Below are 17688 nucleotides of genomic sequence, written 5' to 3' on the forward strand. Positions count from 1 at the left end.
GTTCGCGCGGCGCCCCCATCGGCGTTTTCAAAACGGACCATTGACCCAACACGGTCATTTACCCGAAACTCGTTCGGAAGATCGGTAGCCTTCCGGCTCAGATCACGAACGCCGCCCCACGACTCCCCGGCGTTCCCGCCGCCCCCCACCTGAAGGAGTCACCCCGGTGAAGTTCCGCAAGCCCGCCGTGCTCACGGCCACCGCCGCCGTCGCCCTGCTGCCGCTGTCGGGCATGGTCGCCCCGGCGCAGGCCGCCACCGCGCCGAAGGCGAAGGTCGCCGCCGCCGCGGCGCCCACCCAGGAAGAGCTCATCCTGCTGGTGCTGAGCTGCTTCCCCCTGAACATCCAGCTCGACGTGGCGCAGATCCTCACCGGCGACTACATCAACGGCGTGACCAAGCTGCTGAACGACGTCACCAAGCTGACCCCCGCGCAGCTGCAGGAGATCGCCACCAAGCTGCAGGCGATCCTCGGCAAGCTGCCGATTCCGCAGCAGACGGCGCTGAAGTCCCAGCTGAAGAAGGGCGTCACCAAGCAGGAGGCACTGACCATCCTGCTCGCCCGCCGCTGACCTCAAAGACCTCCCCGGTCGGCCCCTCGCCTAGCGGCTCGGGGCCGCCCGGCAGGGGGCGCGGGCCCGTCCTTTGAAGGGGCCGCCCGGTCCGGCCCTCACCTGACGCTTCCAGAACGGCCGGACTCCTCGCCCAGCGGCTCGGGGCCGCCTGGTAGGTGGCGCGGGCCTCGTTGCTTTAGAGGCCGGCTCGGCCTCCGCGTGATGCTTCAAGGACGGTCGGCCCCTCGCCTGGCGGCTCGGGGCCGCCCGGTAGGGGGTGTTCCCGCCGTATTCGTCCGGTGGGGGCGCGGGCTTCCTTGTTCAAGGGCCCGGCTGCTCGGCAGGAAACGCGCCGTTCAGCCCAGGTAGGGGGCGATCGCGTCGACGATGGGGCGGTCGGCGGGGAGCCAGTCCACGTCGTCCAGTTCGGCCGGGCCGAGCCAGCGCAGCGCCAGGTGCTCCAGCGCCTGCGGCTCGCCCTCGACGAGCCGGGCGACCCACACCCGCATCACCCAGTCGCCGGTGAGCGGCCAGTCGCCGCCGATCTTGTCGCCGAGCTCGACCTTGACGCCGATCTCCTCGTGACACTCGCGGACCAGCGCCTGCTCGTCGGTCTCGCCGGGATCGACCTTGCCGCCGGGGAACTCCCAGCCGCCCGCGAGCGCCGCCGGCTCGGCGCGCTGCGCGGCCAGCAGCCGCCCGGCACTGATGATCGCCGCACCTACTACGACCCTGATGTGGACCAGCCCCTTTCCGCCCACCATCATGCCGGTTCGGGCGCCCTCCGGGCGGCGACGGTGCGCATCGCGTCCTGGACGATTTCGGCCAGATGGTCCCCGTGCGCGCCGCGCCAGTACACCTGGCCGCAGTCCACGCACCTGCCGTAGACGTCGTAGCTGCGGCGGGTCCCGTCGGCCAGGGCGTCCTGCACCTCGTCCTTGGCGGCCTCGGCGAGCACGCCGTTGCAGGCGGTGCAGCGGGTCCAGGGGCGCAGCCCGGGGGCGAACCGGTCGAGCAGGTCGCGCAGCTGGTCGTCGGGCTGCGCGCCGCGGACGTAGGCGCCGAACCACAGTGCCCGGCGGCGCAGCAGCCCCCGGTCCTGGGTGAGCAGGACGCGGCGCTCGGCGTTGGCCTGCACGACCAGCGCGGGGTCGTCCATGTCGTTGTGGTAGGCGGTGTCCAGGCCGAGCAGGCGGAGCCGCCGGGCGAGCGTGCCGAGGTGGACGTCCAGCAGGAAGCGGGGCGCGTCCTGGCCCGGGTCCAGCGGCACCGGCTGCGGGCGCGGGACCGCCGCGACCTCGATCAGCGCGCCCGGCGCGGGCCGGTCCCCCGGCTCGGCCGGGGCGCCGTCCGCCAGCAGCCCGCCGACCTCCGGCAGCGGCACCCCGAGCGCCTCGACGATGTGCCCGAGCGTGTTCGTCCCCTCGGCCGGGACCCGCTGTTCGGCCCGCCGCCGGTTCGCGGGCAGGAACATCAGCAGCTCGTCGGCGACCTTGATCTGTATATGCGCGTCCACGCCGGTCAGCCTGCCACGCGAGATCAAGGAAGCAAGCGGTTTATCCGAGGACGCGCGCCGCGGTGGCGGCCAGCCCGTCGAGCAGCGCGGGCACGTCGTGGTGCAGCAGCCGCCCGGCGCGCTTGACGACCTCGCCGCCGACCAGGACGGTGTCGACGTCCCCGACGCCCGCGGCCAGGACCGCCGCCGCGACCGGGTCGGCGGCCGGGGCCATGGCGAGGGAGCGGGTGCCCAGCAGGACCAGGTCGGCGTGCTTGCCGGGGCGCAGCGACCCGGTGACGCCGCCGAGCCCGACCGCCTCGGCGCCCTCGATGGTGGCCATGCGCAGCGCGTCGGCGGCGGTGAAGGCCATGCCGGAGCCGTCCGGGCGGCCGCGCTCCAGCTGGTGGGCCGCGCGCATGAGGGAGAACATGTCGCCGGGACCGGCGATGACGCTGTCGGCGCCGAGCCCGGTCGGCACGCCCGCGGCGCGGGCCGGGCCGCTGATCGGACGGCCGAAGCCCATGGTCGCCTCCAGGGCGGGCGTCACCGAGAGCGTCCCGCCGTGCCCGGCGATCCGCTTCAGCTGCTCGGGGCCGTAGTGGTTGCCGTGCGCGATGTTCAGCGGGTGGCCGGCCAGGCCGTTGTCCTCCAGCCAGGCGAGGCCGGGCGCCGCGCCCTCGGCGCTGTGGCCGCCCATGTGCACGGTGACCGGCAGGTCCAGGTCGCGGGCGAGACGCCATTCGTGCAGCGCGCGGTCCAGGTCGCCGAACTCGGGCCCGAAGGCCGCCATCGCCATGGCCACCCGGCCGGCGGAGGCGAAGTGCTCGGCGCGGACGCGGCGGGCCTCGGCGGTCATCGCGGCGAGGCCGTCGCCGCCGCCGTAGCAGTACCCGAACACCGCGCGGATGCCGGCGGCGCGCAGGGCGGCGACGCAGGCGTCGGTGTGCTCGGGGGTCGGCTGGTTGTGCGCCCAGTCCAGCAGCGTGGTGATTCCGGAGTCCAGGCATTCCAGCGCTCCGGCGAGCGTGCCGGTGTGCACGTCCTCGGGCCGGTACCGGGGCGCCAGTTCGCCGAGGACGCGCTCCAGGTAGGCGGGCAGGGTGCTGTCCGGCAGCAGGCCGCGGAGGGCGGCCTGCCAGGTGTGCCGGTGGGCGTCGACGAAGCCGGGCAGCACGAGCAGGCCGGTGGCGTCGATTTCGGCGGCGCCTTCCGGGGCGGCCAGCCCGGGGCCGACCGCGCTGATCCTGCCGTCCTCGACGAGCACGTCGTGGTGGCCGAGGACGGTGACGGCGGGGTCGGTGTCGATGACCAGACCGTGCCGGATGAGGTGAGCGTTAGGCATGCCGAAAGCTTAGAAAGAAGCTTTTCAAAAAGCAATATGGGTGATGGGTATCCTCGGGGCGTGCGTGAAGGAGATGAGGTCGACGGCCTGGTCGCCGGCTGGGAGCGCGCGGGTCTGCCGCCCGCGCTGATCGACATGCTGGCGGTCGGCAAGCGGGCGACCCGGATCGGGTGGCTGGTCCAGCAGGCGGTGCGCGCCGAGATCGCCGAGCTCGGGCTGACCTACGCCGAGTTCGAGGTGCTCGCCGTGCTGCACCGGGCCGGCGCCCCCTACCGGCTGACGCCGAGCGAGCTGACCCGGTCGGCGTTCCTCACCTCCGGCGGCACCAGCAACGTCCTGCAGCGGCTGCAGAAGGCCGGCTACGTCGAGCGCGCCGCCAACAGCGGCGACGGCCGCAGCAGGTGGGTCCAGCTGACCGAAGCGGGCGCGGCGATCACCGAGCGGGCGCTGGAGGTCTCCGGGCGTGCGCACGAGGAGGTCATGGCGGGCGTCCCCGCCGAGACGCTGCGGGCCGCCGCCGACGCGATGCGCGAGGTGCTGCTCGTCATCGGCCGGCGGCGGGTGCGCTGAGCCGCCTCAGCGGCCCAGCTTGGCGAGCTGCTGCTTCATGTCCTTGCTGGCCAGCGGCCGGGTGACGCCCATCCAGTCGCCGCGCTGGTAGGGCGTGACGGTGATCGCCGGCACGCACCGGGTGCAGCGCGCCACGATCATCTTGTTCTTGCCGATGACCATGCCGACGTGCCCGGGGTTGTTGGACGAGGTGCCCGGCCCGGAGTTGAAGAACACGAAGTCGCCGGGCTGCTCCTTACCCTTGTCGATCTTCACGCCGTAGGGCCACTGCTCGAACGTGGTGCGCGGGATGCTCAGGCCGACGCTGCGGAACGCGCCCTGCAGCAGGCTGGAGCAGTCCCAGGCGTCGGGGCCGTTGCCGCCGAACACGTACGGCTTGCCGCGCTGCGCCATCGCGAACGCGATGATGCGCTTCACCAGGTCGCTGACGTTGGCGGGCAGCTGGTCGTCGTCGCAGTTCACACCGTTGGACTGCACGACCTTGAAGTCGCCGCCGCCGTACTTCTTCGCCCAGTCCAGGACGAGGTTCACGTAGTCCCAGGAGTGGTTGTACATGAAGATGGCGGTGCGCATCCGCTGCGGGGCGCCGTTGTGCTTGAGGTAGCGGGCGGCGGACGGGATGGCGTCGGCGGGGTCGTACTGGTTCTTCTTGCCGTCCTTGTTGCCGTCCACCGCGAACGCGTCGAAGGTGGCCTTCAGGAACTGCATCGGGCCGCCCGCGCCCGCGTAGTTCACCCCGGAGGACACACCCGGCAGCTTGGAGGTGCCGTGGCTGGTCTCGACCTTGCCGATGCCCGCCAGCACGTTCCACGGGATGCCGTACTCCTTGCCGGCCTTCTTGTACAGCTCCAGGTAGTTGCCCGGGATGCCGCGGGCGTCGCCGGCCTCCCCGGGCTGCTCGCCCGCCTCGGAGACGTCCACGCAGCCGCCGCCGCCCGCGCCGCCACCGCCGAACATGAACTGGCTCGCCCCGAACAGCACCGGAACGATCATCAGGGCGACGAACAGCATGGCGGCCACGCCGAGCGCGCCGAGCACCAGCAGGCGGCGCCGGGTCATCCGGTGTCACCCGCCTGCCCGGCGTCGGCCGGCTCGAACGCGTAGACCTTCAGCGCGCCACCGTCGCGGGCCACCGTCACCGCGTACTGCTTGCTGTCCTGGGAGGACCTGCCGCCCTTGGTGACCTGCTGGCGGCCGGTCACCAGGAAGATGATCGAGTTGTCCTCGATCGTGCGGAGCCGGTCCAGGCTGGCGCTGCCCTGCGCGACGGTCTGCTGCTGACGGCGCTCGTCCCGCAGGCCCGGCGCGGACGCGTCGCGCTCCAGCTCGGCGCGCAGCTGGTCGTTGACCAGGCCGGAGAGCCGGCCCATGAACGCCGCGGGCTCCTCGTCGTAGCGGTAGGTGCCGTAGGCGGCCATGAACCGCTGCGCGACGCTCGCCGCCGTCGTGAACTCCTGCTGCGAGAACGGCAGCAGGCGGTAGATGTCGAACTGGCCGTCGGCGACCGGTCCCGAGATGCCGGGGGGCGGGGACGCGGGGCCGGCGGAGGATGTCGAGGTCGCCGAGGGGCGGGTGGGGGGACGATCCGGTTCGTCACTGGGGCCGGCGACCGTCAGATAGACGCCGACCCCGGTCAGTGCCACCACCAGCCCTCCGAAGAGGAGTTTGCGCTGACGGTCCGAGGGGTTCATTGCTCTTCGCGCCCCGCCTCACCCGAAGGACGGTCGACCGGGCGCAGCCAGAACGGGATCGGCGGCTCGCCCTCGCCGCCGGCCCTGCCGCGGCCCCACAGGGGCGGCGGCGCCTGCCGGCCGCCGGGACCGGCTCCGGCGGGCGGCGAACCGCCCTCGCTGCCGCCGCCGATACCGCCACGGGGCTTGGGGACGTTCGAGGCGGGGTCCTTCTTGGCGGGGGCGCTGCCGCCGCCGCTGCCCTTGCCCCGGGAGGGCGCGGGTGCGGTGTCGCCACCGCGCGCGCGGCCGCGTCCACGGGACGTGCCGGAAGCGCCGTTTCCACCGGAAGAGCGCCCGCCGCCGGAGAACCAGCCCCCTCCCCCGCCGCCGCCGGACGAGCCGCCCGAACTGCCGCTGCCGCTACCTCCGTCGGAGGCCGGGGTGTTGCCCGCGCGGCCCGCCCAGGAGGTCGGGCGTGCGACACCGGAGCCAGAGCCGGACGATCCGCCGCTGCCGCCCGCAGAGGCCGCGCCGGCGAGCGAACCACCACCGCCGCTGCTTCCGGCTGAGGCGGCCGGACGGGTCGTCGCCGCGCCGCCGGTGTCCTCGCGCGCCTTGGCGAGCGCGCCGCCGCGGGTCGGCAGGTTCAGCGGCGGAGCACCGCGCCGGGACCGGCCCTGCCCGGCCGCCGCGCCCGTGCGGGGCTTGGCCGCCAGCACCGGCGCCGCGTCCGGCGAAGGGGCCTCGCCGGCGCCCGCGGCGGTGAGGCCGCCGCGCCGGTCGGCCGTCACCGCGGCGGCACCGGCCGCCGCGTCGGCCGTCGCGCCCTCGGCCGCGCCGTCGCGCTTGCCGGCCCACCGGCCGAGCCGGTACCCGGCCGCGCCCGGCACGACCGCGCCCGCCACCCCGGCGGTGCTCTTGCGCACCTCGGCGACGGACTTGTCGAGCTGCGCCTCGCCCTTCTCGCGCGCGCCCACCGCCGAGTAGCCGACCGCCGAGAACAGGTGCTGGAACGGCTTGCGGTAGATGAACGCCGCCGCCGTCACCAGCGCGATCAGCAGAATCTGCAGGCCCCACGGCAGCGTCTCGCCAAGGATCAGCCCGTACGCCCACAGCAGCAGTGACAGCACGCCGATCAGCGCCGCCTGTTTCAGCAGCATCGACAGCAGCAGCTCCAGCCAGCGGATCGCGATCACCCGGCCGATGCCCGGATGGATGCCGATGCCGAGGAAGATCGGCCCGGCCACGAGCAGCAGCAGGAACGCGATCTTCACCACGATCAGCGCGATCGCGATGACCAGGATGAGCAGCCCGGCGACCAGCGCGGCGAACAGCCCGCCGAACGCCACCGCCAGCCGGCTGGTCCAGTTCTTGCCCTGGAACAGCGGATAGGCGCCGGCGTGCTGGTCCTTGATGTTCTTGGTGACGTCCTTGTAGGCGTCGGACTTCTTGCCGAGGTCGACCTTGGCGCCGCCGTAGGTCTCGGGCAGGTCCACCGCCTGCGCCCACAGCAGCCGGTCGGCGTTCTCCTTGACGATCTTGGCGTTGGGGTCGGTGGTGCCGAACTCGCCCATCAGCCACGGCTTGCACACGAGGGCCACCCACAGGCCGTTGGCGTTGCGGGTGGTGGCGTCCACGTCCGCCGCGGCGGCCGGGTTCGGTTTGCCGTCGGGTGCGGGGATGCAGGTGCTGCCCTTGGCGTCGCTCTGCGGCAGCGCCGCGTTGAACGCCGCGCTCGTCGCCTCCGACACCTTCGTGCCGAGCGTGGTGAAGTCGGCCGGCCGCGCGATCAGCCAGATCAGCGCGACCATCGCCGCGACCATCCAGATGACGCCCTCGGTGACCTTGCTGGCGCGCTTGCGCACCAGGCCCCACCAGGCCAGCCAGAGCGCGCCGAGGATGACCACCCACGACCAGTAGCGGGCGTTGAAGGTCTTGCCGATGCCGCTGATGACGTCGTCGACGGTGCCCTTCAGCCAGCCGAGCAGCGAGTCGGACGCGGCCGCCTGGTAGACGCTGATCGTGGTCCGGTCGATCGCGCGCACCAGCGTGAAGGTGGTGTTGGCCAGGGCGTTGCCCATCATCGCCATCGCGTCCGAGCAGCCCATGTCGACCGCGTACCAGCTCTGGCCGGCGGTGCCGAAGCGGTCGTAGTAGGTGAGCTTGTCGACCGGGGTCTTGCGCAGCTTGTCGTTCGGGTAGTCGGGCGGCTTGATCAGGCCGTCGGTCCCGGAGCCGTACTGCTCGGGCGAGGGGCTGTCGGCCGGCCGGCAGGCGTCGCTCGGGCTGGGCAGCGGGATAGCCGCCACCGCCGGCGACATCGGGCTGACCATGAACAGCGCCATCATGACGAGCAGCAGCACCGAACGGCGGCTGCGCGGGTGCCGGGAGCGCCGGCGGGACCTGCGGCGGTCCCGGTCGATCCGCGACAGGTCAAGCCCTTCGCCGGGCGAGCGCTGGATGCGCGGCGCCCGGTGGCGGGGAGCCTTCATCGATGGGCCTCCTCGACCTCGGCCCCCGCAGTGGTCAGTGCGTTCGACTCCGGCCTGGACCGGGTCGGGTTGGTGTCCAGCCAGTGCCGGAGCTCCTCGGAGATCAGGTCGACCCCGATGCGCCCCGCGCGGCCGTCCAGGTCGCGGAAGATGCACTCGCCGTTGCCCAGGTTGCGCAGGACGGCCTTGTGCTCGTCCGATGCCTCCACCCCCAGCAGAGACATCACGTTGCCGACCTCGACGCGTTCGGAGGAGCGGAAGGAGAACACCGATGACAGGCAGTTGGTCACCTGCTCATTCAAGAGGTCTCCGGCGTTCTGCGATACCAGGATCAACGCAGTATTGCGAGAACGCCCCATCCGCGACACTTCCGGCACCAGTTTGGCGCCTTCGGGCGTCGATGTGATGGCCCACGCCTCGTCCAGGAAGATGGCCTTGGGCAGGTGCCGGTCGAGGCCGTGCATCAACCGGCGTGCGAACTGGGACACCAGGTACATCAGGGCCACCGAAAGACGCTGCTCATAGGAGTAGTCTTCCCGCCCGATCGTCACGTCAGGCAACGTGAGTCCACCGAGTGTGAAAACCGTTGTCCAGCCCGCCGAGTCGATGCGCTCGCCGCCGGAGGGGTCGAAGCACAGCCGCGCAAGCCGCATTTCCGACATCGAGCGCAATACCGCGCCGAGGTTCTTGGACGCCGGGTCCTGCGCCGCCTCCAGATGGTCGACCACCTTGCCGAGCGACGGCCGCTCGGCGTTGGCGACCGCGCCGACCGCCTGGATCATCGCGGACTCGCGCTCCTCCGACATCCGCGGCAGCAGCAGCCGCAGCGTCTCGGTGGCCATCGTCTTCTTGGCCGCCAGGTCGTCGCCGAAGGAGAACGGGTCGAGCAGGCCCGGCGCCGCCGACCCGAGCGGCAGGATGCGCGCCTTGCGGCCGCGCGACTGCAGCAGCTGGACCAGCGCCTCGGCGTCGCCCTTGGGGTCGATCGCGGCGATCGTCACCCCGCGCAGCGCCATCTGGTAGATCAGCAGCAGCGCCAGGGTGGTCTTGCCGCCACCGGGCTCGCCGGTGATCGCCACCGCCGTCGGGCGGTTGCGGGCCGCGGCGACCAGCGGGTCGAAGTGCACGATCGACCGGGCCCGGCCGAGCGTCTCGCCGACGTAGGGGCCGACCCAGCCCTCGGCGTTGTCGTCGGGCCGGTCGCCGAGGTCGACGGTCGCCACCGGCATGCCGCCCGCGATCGTGCGCAGCGGCTGCCGCTGCGCGTAGGCGTTCAGCCGGATCCGGTCGCCGGGCAGCGACTCGCAGAACAGCGAGAACTGGTCGCCGGTGGAGTTCACCACGTCGATGCCGATGTCGCGGTAGTGCTCCACGACGGCGTCCACCCGCTGCGCGAGCAGGTCGTCGGTCGGCGCCGACACGATCAGCCGGTGCCAGCCGTAGACGAACGGCAGCCGCTCCTTGGTGATGCCGTGCTCCAGCATCCGCGCCGCGTCGATCTGCTCGGCCAGCGCGATCGGCGCCTCCGCGCCCGCCTCGCGGATGTGCTGGTCCATGTCGCGGGCGTGCGCGAGCTTGCGCGACACGTCCTTGGACGCCTTGGCCGGCGGGATCAGCTTCATCCGCGAGCTGATCTCCACCGGGAACGGCAGCGCGTCGGCGTAGTGCAGCCACGGCTCGCCGTCGGGGAACGCCATCATGTCGGGGAACCGCGCGAACGACAGGTACGCCACGAACGACTGCGCGGTCATCCCGCCGCCGCCGCTGATGTTGGGCTGCTCCACCTTCAGGTAGGAGCGGCCGTTGTGGATGGCGCCCTCGACCAGCGCCTCGATCTCGCCCTTGCCCCAGGTGCGGCGCGGCGTCGCCGACGGCGGCGGGTCGGCCAGCGACGCCGTCACCGCGTGCTGGAACAGCCACGCCACCTCGGTGGAGGTGGCGTGCCTGGCGTACAGCGCCGAGCCGCCGAGCGCCCGGCCGACCCGTTCGGCCTGGTCGGTCCAGCGGCCGATCTCCTTCTTGTCGATCGCGTCGTCGTCGATGCCGAGGACGCTCTCGCTGCGCTTGTAGAAGCCGAGCAGCTGCGGCAGCACACCGCCGCCGAGCTGCGCGCCCATCCCGCGCGGGCCGAGCCGCACGCCGAGGTAGACCTCCTTGGTCCAGAAGTCCTTGGACCACACGTGCGCGTAGGTCTCCTCCAGGTACTCGCGCCAGCCGGGGCCGCCGTCGGAGGTCCGGTCCAGCGCCAGCGCCCACTCGGCCGCCGGGTAGGTGCGGTGCGCGATCCGCAGGTGCACCTCGGCGTCCTGCATGCGGATGCCGGCGAGCGCGATGGTGATGTTGGTGGCGAGCGCCTCGCGCTCCTCGCCGGTGGTGAACTCGTACGACACCGTCGGCAGCCGGAAGTAGGCCCACGCGGCGTTGTCGGTCAGCAGCACCCGGTCGTCGAAGTAGCGCACCGCCAGGCGGCTCGACCGGACCTTGGACGCCTTGCTCATCGGCCGGCTCCGCTCACGGGCTCGGGGGGCACGTGGCTGGTCGCGCTCATTCCACCTCACTCCGTCCGGCGTGACGCGGGCGTGTGGGGGCGCTCATCGGGTTGCCTCCTGCTCCGGCTGCGGCTCTTGGTAACGCTCGGGCACGACGGTGAACCCGCCGGCGACGACGCCGGCGAGGGCAAGATAGGCGCGCCGCGTCGGCGCCCGCAACGACTTCAGCTCGTTGCGGGGCGCGCGGTCCATGCTGAGGTGATCGTCCCACGGGATGCGCACCAGCGCCCGGCAACGGCCCCGGGCGACGGCCTCGGCTTGTTCAACATCGTCCATGCTGCGGCGGCTGACGCCGTTGATGACGGTGACGGCCCGCGACCGCAGCTCCTCGTAGCCGTGGCCGTCCAGCCACTCGAACGTCATGGCCACCGCGCGGGGGGCGTCGGCGCTGGCCGGGGCGACCAGCACGATCTGGTCGGCGTAGGGCAGCACCCGCGCGACGACGGCCGCGGCGGCGTCCAGCAGCGTCACCGAGTAGAACCGGTCGATGGTGCGGATCGCCAGCGCGTAGTCGCGGTCGTCCAGCGCCTGCAGCGGGTTCTTGCCGGCCGCGATGACGTCCAGGCCGGACTTGGCCGAGGAGGTGTAGCGGCGCATCGCGGTCAGGCTGTTGACCTGGTCGGCGCGGGTGATGAGGCCGGTCAGCGTCTCGTTGGTCTCGCTGCGCGTCCGCCGCGCGAGCGCGCCGGGGCCGGGGTTGATGTCGACGGCCACCACCGGCTCGCCGTTGTGCTGGGCGAAGGTGTGGCCGAGCATCAGCCCGGTGACGGTCTGGCCGGCGCCGCCGGTGCAGCCGAGCACCACGATGTGCCGGGTGCCGTGGAACGTCTGCTGGATCCGGATCTGGTACTCGGCGTCCTCGTCGCCGTGCCCACCGCCGACGGCGTGCATGAGCCGCCGCAGGCCGCCGGCGTTGACCTCGTGCTCGGGGTCGGGCGGCGTGATCGCCGGGCCGGACGGCGGGGCGGGCGGGGGCGGCGGCAGCGGACGCGGCCGCACCGGCGACGCGGGCCCGGACCGCACCTCGCGCGGCGGCGCCTCCTCCTGCGCGGCGGGCTGCGCGGGCTTGGGCTGCGCGGGCCTCGGCTGCTGGGGCTGCTGCGGCGGCGGCGCGGGCGGCGGCAGGGCCGGGCCGCTGAACCGGACGGGGGTCGGCGGCTGCTGCTCCCCGTCCCGGCGCGGCGTCGGCACCGGCGGCCAGACCCGGGAATCGTCCCCGCCCTTCTGCGGCTTGGCCAGGTCCTTGCTCCAGGGCTTGGGCGGGTCCTTGCGCACCGGCGGCGCGGGCGGCGGCGCGGGCTGCGCCGGCCTGGCCGCCGCGCCGAACGCCCCGGGCACCGCCGGGATGTCCGGCTGCGCCGGGGGGACCTGCGGAATGTCGGGCCGGGTGTCGGGGGGCGGCTTCCGCCGCCCCGTCCCGGGCGTGCGCGTCCCGGCGACCTTGACGTCGCCGGGCTCCCCGTTGAAGGCGGGCTCCTCCGCGGCTGCGGCGGGCTGCTGGGGGATGTCGGGCCGCGTCGGCGCGGCAGGCCGCACCTGGGGGAACACCTGCCGCTGGTCGGCGGGCCGCCGAGACCGCTGCCGCGCGGAACGTTCCTCGTCCGCCTCCTGCCCCTGCGGCCGCCGCACGGCCGGCGGCTCAGCGGGAACAGGCGTCTGCGCACTCGCAGCCGAAGGCTCCGGCTCCCCTGGACGGCCGGGCTGCTCTGCGACAGGTTGCGCCATACCCGCGGCGGACCGCCGCGGCTCCGCCGTACGGCCGGCCTGCTCGCCTGCGGATGCGGCGGGCAACGCCCTGCCCGCTTCCGCGCCCTCAGCGGACGGCTGCGGCTCCACCGGACGGCCAGGCTGCTCGCCTGCGAGTGCGGCAGACTGCGCCACATTCGCTTCCACACCCGCACCGGACGGCTGCGGCTTCGTTGCGCGGCCGGCTTGCCCGTTCGCAGGAGCGGTGGGCTGCGCTGCGCCTGGATCCTGCAGAGGGCCCTCCGCGCGGCCGGCCTGCTCGCTCGCGGCTGCGGCGGGCTTCGCCGTGCCCGCAGCGGACGACTGCGGCTCCACCGTGCGGTCGGCCTGCTCGTCCGCGGGGGCCGGTGTCTGCGCGCTCGCAGCGGGCGTCAGGGGCTCTGCCGGACGGTCGGGCTGCTCGTCCGACGTCGGCGGCTCAGCGGCCATCGGAGTCTCCGCGCTTGCAGTGGACGGCTGGGGCTCTGCACGCGGGGCGCGGGCCGCCTGCTCACCCGTGACCTGCTGGTCGGCGGCGGGCAGTTGCGTCTCGCCGCGCAGCTCGGGACTCACCGGCCCCTGCGGCTCGGCGGCGGCTGGAGGGGCGGCGGGCACCGGGAGCTGCGGGGACGTGGTGGCCGGCTCCGCCTCCGTGAGAGGAGCGCGAGCCGCCTGCTCACCCGTCACCCGCTGATCCGCAGCGGGTAGCTGCGTCTCGCCGCGCAGCTCAGGACTCACCCGCCCCTGCGGCTCCGCGGCAGGCACCGAGGGCTGCGGGGACGTAGTGGACGGCTGGAGCTCTGCGCGCGGGGCGCGAGCCGCCTGCTCACCCGTCACCTGCTGATCCGCAGCGGGCAGTTGCGTCTCGCCGCGCAGCTCGGGACTCACCGGACCCTGCGGCTCGGCGGCGGGCACCGAGGGCTGCGGGGACGTAGTGGACGGCTGGGGCTCTGCGCGCGGGGCGCGGGCCGCCTGCTCACCCGTCACTTGCTGATCCGCAGCGGGCAGCTGCGTCTCGCCGCGCAGCTCAGGGCTCACCGGACCCTGCGGCTCGGCGGCGGCTGTCGACGGGGGCTGCGGGGATGCGCTGGCCGGTTCCAGCTCCGTGAGGGGGGCGCGGGCCGCCTGCTCGCCCGTGACCTGCTGGTCCACAGCGGGCAGTTGCGTCTCGCCGCGCAGCTCGGGACTCACCGGGCCCTGCGGCTCGGCGGCGGCTGGGCGGGCGGCGGGCGGCGGGGGCTGCGGGGACGTGGTGGTCGGCTCCGGCTCGGTGAGGGGGGCGCGGGCCGCCTGTTCGCTGGTCACCTGCTGGTCGGCGGCCGGGAGCTGGGTCTCGCCGCGCAGCTCGGGGTTCACCGGGCCCTGGGGCTCGGCCGGCTCCGGCTGGTCGGCGCGGGGGTTGGGCTTGGCCAGGCGGGCGCGGGCCGCCTGCTCGCCCGTGACCTGCTGGTCGGCGGCGGGGAGCTGGGGTTCGGGGGGCGTGCGGGGGGCCTCGGGCACCGGGGGGACGGCCTTCCAGAACTCGGGGTGGCCGCCGGGGCGGCGGACGCCGGAGGCGAAGGCGCGCTTGCCCGAGCCGGCCTGGGCGCGGCCCTCGACGGCGCGTTCGCGGATGGGCGGGGCCTCCAGGCGCGGCACGGCCGGGGGGCGCTCCAGCTCGGCCGGGGCGTCGTCCTCGTGGGAGATGTCGCGGGTGGGGCGCCGCCACGGCTTGGCGGCGGGAGGCGCGGCGGGGACGGGCTCGGGCGCCGGCGCGGGTTCGGGGACCTGGTTCTCGGCGGCGTACTCGGCCAGGGGCTGCGGCGCCGAGGCGACGGCCGGGGTGAGGACCAGCGGCGCCTCCTCGACGATGCGGGTCTTCTTGCGCGCCTTGCGGCGGGCCTTGACCGCGGCGCGTTCGGGCGCGGCGACCGGCGCGGGCAGCTCGGGGCGGCGCCAGACGCGCGCGACGACCACGACCTCGCGGGGCTCGCGGATCGGGGTCAGCCGGCACCAGGTGCGCGGCTCGGCCAGGTAGCGGCTCTGCGACAGCAGCAGCTCGGTGAGCCGCTTGCCCTCGATGACCGGCCGCGTCGCCATCCAGGTGAGGACGCCGGGCGGGACGATGTACAGCACGTGCCACGGGGACCGGAACGGGATGCCGACCAGCTTGAGCAGCAGGATCCACGGCACGAACACGCCGATGAAGACGCCGATCTGCACCAGCGGCAGCGGCATCGGCAGCCGCAGGTCGTACAGCTTGTACAGCCGCTTCTCGATGCGCCAGATGTTCGTGTACGTGGGTAGATCCACGCCCCTACTCCCCTAACCGTGCACGCACAGTGCCGCCTCGCCCTGCCCGGCCCCGCCCCGGGGCCGTCCTGTCCCGGTGTCAGGTCATGTCCACGCCCAGTGCCTTGGCGATCGCCTTGGCCGTGGTCTCGATGATGTTCGGTACGTAGAAGACCACGCCGATGCCGATCGCCAGCACGATGAACTGCACGAACCGGGTGATCTCGCGGGTGAAGAGGAAGAAGATCGCAACGATCGAGACGATCACGAGGAACAGCGGGCCGAAGATCTGACGCAGCCACTCGGCCAGCTGGTCGGTCTTCAGTTCGTCGTTCGGCGCCGCCAAGACCTCGTGTGGAATCGACGCCATCATGTGGTGCAGCATCGACTGCCTGCCTTCCTGGGTCGCCGGGTGTCAGGGGGGCGGGTGCCCCGGTGTCGTATGGTGCCGTATGCCGTCATGAGGCGCTCGGCTCGGTGGTGCCGTGGATGTCGCGGACGTACCAGGTGCCGCCCTTCTTGACCATGTCCAGGTCGTAGGCCTGCTCCAGCTCGCCGCCGTTGCCGGCGCCGTTGCTGCCGGGCACCTGCCAGGCCACGGTCGCGGTGACGGTGCGCGCCCCCGCGTCGCCGCGCGGCGCGACGACCTGCCTGACCTGGGAGAAGGTGACGGTCCCGGCGAGGCCGGGGATGGTGGTGCCGTCGGCGAAGCGCGACAGCGCCGCCTGGTCGCCGCCGGCGTAGGCCTGGAAGAACAGGCCGAGGACGGGGGTGAGCTCCCCCTCCAGGGCCGAGTCGCGGTCGCGGACGCCCGAGTCGGGCAGCGCCGCCTTGGTCGGCGGCGGCAGCAGCGCCGGACGGCCGGAGATGACGAGCGCGCCGTTCTTGTCGGCGTAGACCGGCACCGCGAGGCGCAGCCACTTGTCCTGGTTGCGGGCGAGCACGATGACGGTCGCGTTGTTGGCGTCGCGGGCGTCGACGCCGGCGACCTGGACCGACTGGACCTGCAGCGCGCCGACGCCGTTCCAGCCGAACCTGGCGTCGGCGCCCTCGGGCAGGAACGGGCGCAGCTGCGCCTCGCGGGCCGGCGCGGTCTTCTGGTCGTAGTTGAGGTAGACGTTGGCGAACTGCAGCGCGAACGCGCCCGCGGCGCTGCTCGGGAACAGCGCGCCCTTGCCGGGCTTGGCCTCGGACGGGCCGGTGCTCGGCGCGGTGAACCGCTCGAACGGCGCGCGCACGCCGTTGACCACGATGACGATGATGACGGCCCACAGCACCGCGCGGCCGACCCAGACCCACCAGCGGCCGCCCGAGCCGCCCCAGCGGCCTCCGCCGCCGCCGCGCGCTCCGCCGCGGCCCTCCCTGCCCGCCGGCTCCCAAGGGTCGGCTGTCGGGCCGAGGACGCCCGGTGTCCCGGCCTCCTCGACCACGGCGGTCCCACGGCCGTCTTTCACGGCCGGCCTGCGAGCCATCATGCCTCCGCTCGCGCCTCGCCCCCGGTCGGCGCGGTCATCTCAGGTAGCTGGTCGTTGCGGTCGCTTCCCAACCCATCTCGGGCCAGAGTAACCACGAGCGTCAATTGTTCCAGCGCATCGAGGCAAAGCACAGCCCCGGCACGCGGTTGTGGATAATGCAATCCACCTCGTACGGAACAGGGAAGATTGCCAAACGGTGACGTTCTCCTACCGGGGGCTCCGAACGGCGCGCGAAGCCTCGTTCCGGACAAGCGCGGCGGTGCGCCGGGGTGCTTGTCGCCCGGTGCGGGGAATGTGACGCAAGCTATCTCCAGAGATCGGACACCTGTCACTTTCGACACAGAACCCGACAAAACACATTCGCCCCGCCGTGTGATCACGAGCGGGGCGAACGATGTGCCGGGTCAGACGTTGAAGCGGAACTCCACCACGTCGCCGTCCTGCATGACGTACTCCTTGCCCTCCATGCGCACCTTGCCGGCGGTGCGGGCGGCCGCGACCGACCCGGCCGCGACCAGGTCGTCGTAGGAGACGATCTCGGCCTTGATGAAGCCGCGCTGGAAGTCGGTGTGGATGACGCCGGCCGCCTCGGGCGCGGTGGCGCCCTTGCGGATCGTCCAGGCGCGCGCCTCCTTCGGCCCGGCGGTCAGGTAGGTCTGCAGGCCGAGGGTGTCGAAGCCGACCCGCACCAGCTGGGACAGGCCCGACTCCTCCTGGCCGACGCCCTGCAGCAGCTCCAGCGCCTCCTCGTCGGGCAGCTCGATCAGCTCGGACTCGATCTTGGCGTCCAGGAAGATGGCCTCGGCCGGGGCGACCAGGTCGCGCAGCCGGCCGCGCAGCTCCTCGTTGGACAGCTCGTCCTCGTCGAGGTTGAACACGTACAGGAACGGCTTGGCGGTCAGCAGGTGCAGCTCGCGCAGCAGCGCCAGGTCGATGCCGGCCTTGGCGGCGCCCGCGAACAGGGTGACGCCCTCGTCCAGCACCTTCTGCGCCGCGTTGATGGCGTCCAGGACGGCGAGCTGGTCCTTGTCCTTCTTGGTCCGCGCCTCCTTCTCCAGGCGCGGCAGGGCCTTCTCGATCGTCTGCAGGTCGGCCAGGATCAGCTCGGTGTTGATCGTCTCGATGTCGCGGGACGGCGCCACGTCGCCGTCCACGTGCGTCACGTCGGCGTCCTCGAAGGCCCGGATGACCTGGCAGATCGCGCTGGTCTCGCGGATGTTGGCCAGGAACTTGTTGCCGAGCCCCTGCCCCTCGGAGGCGCCCTTGACGATGCCCGCGATGTCCACGAACTCCATCGTCGCCGGGATGATCTTCTGCGAGCCGTAGATCTTCGCCAGGCCGTCCAGCCGCGGGTCGGGCACCCCGACCACGCCGACGTTGGGCTCGATGGTCGCGAACGGGTAGTTCGCGGCCAGCGCGTCGTTCTTGGTCAGCGCGTTGAACAGCGTGGACTTGCCGACGTTGGGCAGTCCGACGATTCCGATGGAGAGGCTCACGGCAGGCAAGTTTACGGACCCGCGGGACCTCCGAGGGACGACGG

The 17688-nt window shown here is 73.2% G+C and carries 13 protein-coding genes; 2 read left to right on the forward strand and 11 right to left on the reverse strand.

What is annotated here, in order from left to right; all coding sequences use genetic code 11:
• Window positions 1–166 precede the first annotated feature (166 nt).
• Window positions 167–571 (forward strand): hypothetical protein, encoded by a 405-nt coding sequence (locus ACRB68_RS09565; RefSeq protein ID WP_153531746.1) that lies wholly within the window; start codon window positions 167–169, stop codon window positions 569–571.
• Window positions 572–909: 338 nt separating this feature from the next.
• On the opposite strand, the gene ACRB68_RS09570 is transcribed toward ACRB68_RS09565, so the two are convergent.
• The 3 genes from ACRB68_RS09570 to ACRB68_RS09580 form a co-directional block, all read right to left on the reverse strand.
• The gene (locus tag ACRB68_RS09570; RefSeq protein ID WP_153531747.1) at window positions 910–1320 is read right to left on the reverse strand and encodes a (deoxy)nucleoside triphosphate pyrophosphohydrolase; all 411 of its coding nucleotides are present in this window, start codon (window positions 1318–1320) and stop codon (window positions 910–912) included.
• The gene (locus ACRB68_RS09575) at window positions 1317–2027 is read right to left on the reverse strand and encodes a Mut7-C RNAse domain-containing protein (RefSeq protein WP_207709662.1); all 711 of its coding nucleotides are present in this window, start codon (window positions 2025–2027) and stop codon (window positions 1317–1319) included. Before ACRB68_RS09575 ends, ACRB68_RS09570 begins: the two co-directional genes overlap by 4 nt.
• Window positions 2028–2109: 82 nt before the next feature.
• A complete protein-coding gene (locus ACRB68_RS09580) occupies window positions 2110–3393 on the reverse strand; it encodes an amidohydrolase family protein (RefSeq protein WP_153531748.1) in 1284 nt (427 codons plus the stop codon).
• Window positions 3394–3453: 60 nt separating this feature from the next.
• Between ACRB68_RS09580 and ACRB68_RS09585 the strand changes: the two genes are divergently transcribed.
• Window positions 3454–3963, forward strand: coding sequence for a MarR family winged helix-turn-helix transcriptional regulator (locus tag ACRB68_RS09585; protein ID WP_194293229.1), 510 nt, complete (start codon window positions 3454–3456; stop codon window positions 3961–3963).
• 6 nt (window positions 3964–3969) lie between these two features.
• On the opposite strand, the gene ACRB68_RS09590 is transcribed toward ACRB68_RS09585, so the two are convergent.
• From ACRB68_RS09590 to ychF, 8 genes are all read right to left on the reverse strand, one after another.
• Window positions 3970–5022 carry a C40 family peptidase gene (locus ACRB68_RS09590; RefSeq protein ID WP_153531750.1) on the reverse strand — a complete coding sequence of 351 codons (1053 nt, stop codon included), beginning with the start codon at window positions 5020–5022 and terminating at the stop codon, window positions 3970–3972.
• Window positions 5019–5609: a hypothetical protein gene (locus ACRB68_RS09595; protein ID WP_153531751.1), complete on the reverse strand. Its 591-nt coding sequence runs from the start codon at window positions 5607–5609 to the stop codon at window positions 5019–5021. The genes ACRB68_RS09590 and ACRB68_RS09595 overlap by 4 nt, the downstream gene beginning before the upstream one ends.
• 41 nt (window positions 5610–5650) lie before the next feature.
• A complete protein-coding gene (locus ACRB68_RS09600) occupies window positions 5651–8128 on the reverse strand; it encodes a type IV secretion system protein (protein WP_153531752.1) in 2478 nt (825 codons plus the stop codon).
• Window positions 8125–10626: an ATP-binding protein gene (locus ACRB68_RS09605; RefSeq protein ID WP_153531753.1), complete on the reverse strand. Its 2502-nt coding sequence runs from the start codon at window positions 10624–10626 to the stop codon at window positions 8125–8127. The genes ACRB68_RS09600 and ACRB68_RS09605 overlap by 4 nt, the downstream gene beginning before the upstream one ends.
• A gap of 93 nt (window positions 10627–10719) precedes the next feature.
• On the reverse strand, window positions 10720–14694 hold the full coding sequence (locus tag ACRB68_RS09610; protein ID WP_153531754.1) for a TcpE family conjugal transfer membrane protein: 3975 nt from the start codon (window positions 14692–14694) through the stop codon (window positions 10720–10722).
• 79 nt (window positions 14695–14773) lie between these two features.
• A complete protein-coding gene (locus ACRB68_RS09615) occupies window positions 14774–15058 on the reverse strand; it encodes a hypothetical protein (RefSeq protein WP_153531755.1) in 285 nt (94 codons plus the stop codon).
• Window positions 15059–15131: 73 nt separating this feature from the next.
• Window positions 15132–16127 carry a conjugal transfer protein gene (locus tag ACRB68_RS09620; protein WP_328593967.1) on the reverse strand — a complete coding sequence of 332 codons (996 nt, stop codon included), beginning with the start codon at window positions 16125–16127 and terminating at the stop codon, window positions 15132–15134.
• Window positions 16128–16552: 425 nt separating this feature from the next.
• Window positions 16553–17644: a redox-regulated ATPase YchF gene (ychF, locus tag ACRB68_RS09625; protein WP_328593968.1), complete on the reverse strand. Its 1092-nt coding sequence runs from the start codon at window positions 17642–17644 to the stop codon at window positions 16553–16555.
• Window positions 17645–17688 lie beyond the last annotated feature (44 nt).

The organism is Actinomadura macrotermitis (assembly GCF_009604375.1).
GTDB lineage: Bacteria > Actinomycetota > Actinomycetes > Streptosporangiales > Streptosporangiaceae > Spirillospora > Spirillospora macrotermitis.

Excerpts from the sequence above, each read along its gene's own strand:
- ACRB68_RS09570 (WP_153531747.1), bottom strand. The coding sequence starts at position 1,320 with ATGATGGTGGGCGGAAAGGGGCTGGTCCACATCAGGGTCGTAGTAGGT.
- ACRB68_RS09575 (WP_207709662.1), bottom strand. The coding sequence starts at position 2,027 with ATGTTCCTGCCCGCGAACCGGCGGCGGGCCGAACAGCGGGTCCCGGCC.
- ACRB68_RS09580 (WP_153531748.1), bottom strand. The coding sequence starts at position 3,393 with ATGCCTAACGCTCACCTCATCCGGCACGGTCTGGTCATCGACACCGAC.
- ACRB68_RS09590 (WP_153531750.1), bottom strand. The coding sequence starts at position 5,022 with ATGACCCGGCGCCGCCTGCTGGTGCTCGGCGCGCTCGGCGTGGCCGCC.
- ACRB68_RS09600 (WP_153531752.1), bottom strand. The coding sequence starts at position 8,128 with ATGAAGGCTCCCCGCCACCGGGCGCCGCGCATCCAGCGCTCGCCCGGC.
- ACRB68_RS09605 (WP_153531753.1), bottom strand. The coding sequence starts at position 10,626 with ATGAGCAAGGCGTCCAAGGTCCGGTCGAGCCGCCTGGCGGTGCGCTAC.
- ACRB68_RS09615 (WP_153531755.1), bottom strand. The coding sequence starts at position 15,058 with ATGCTGCACCACATGATGGCGTCGATTCCACACGAGGTCTTGGCGGCG.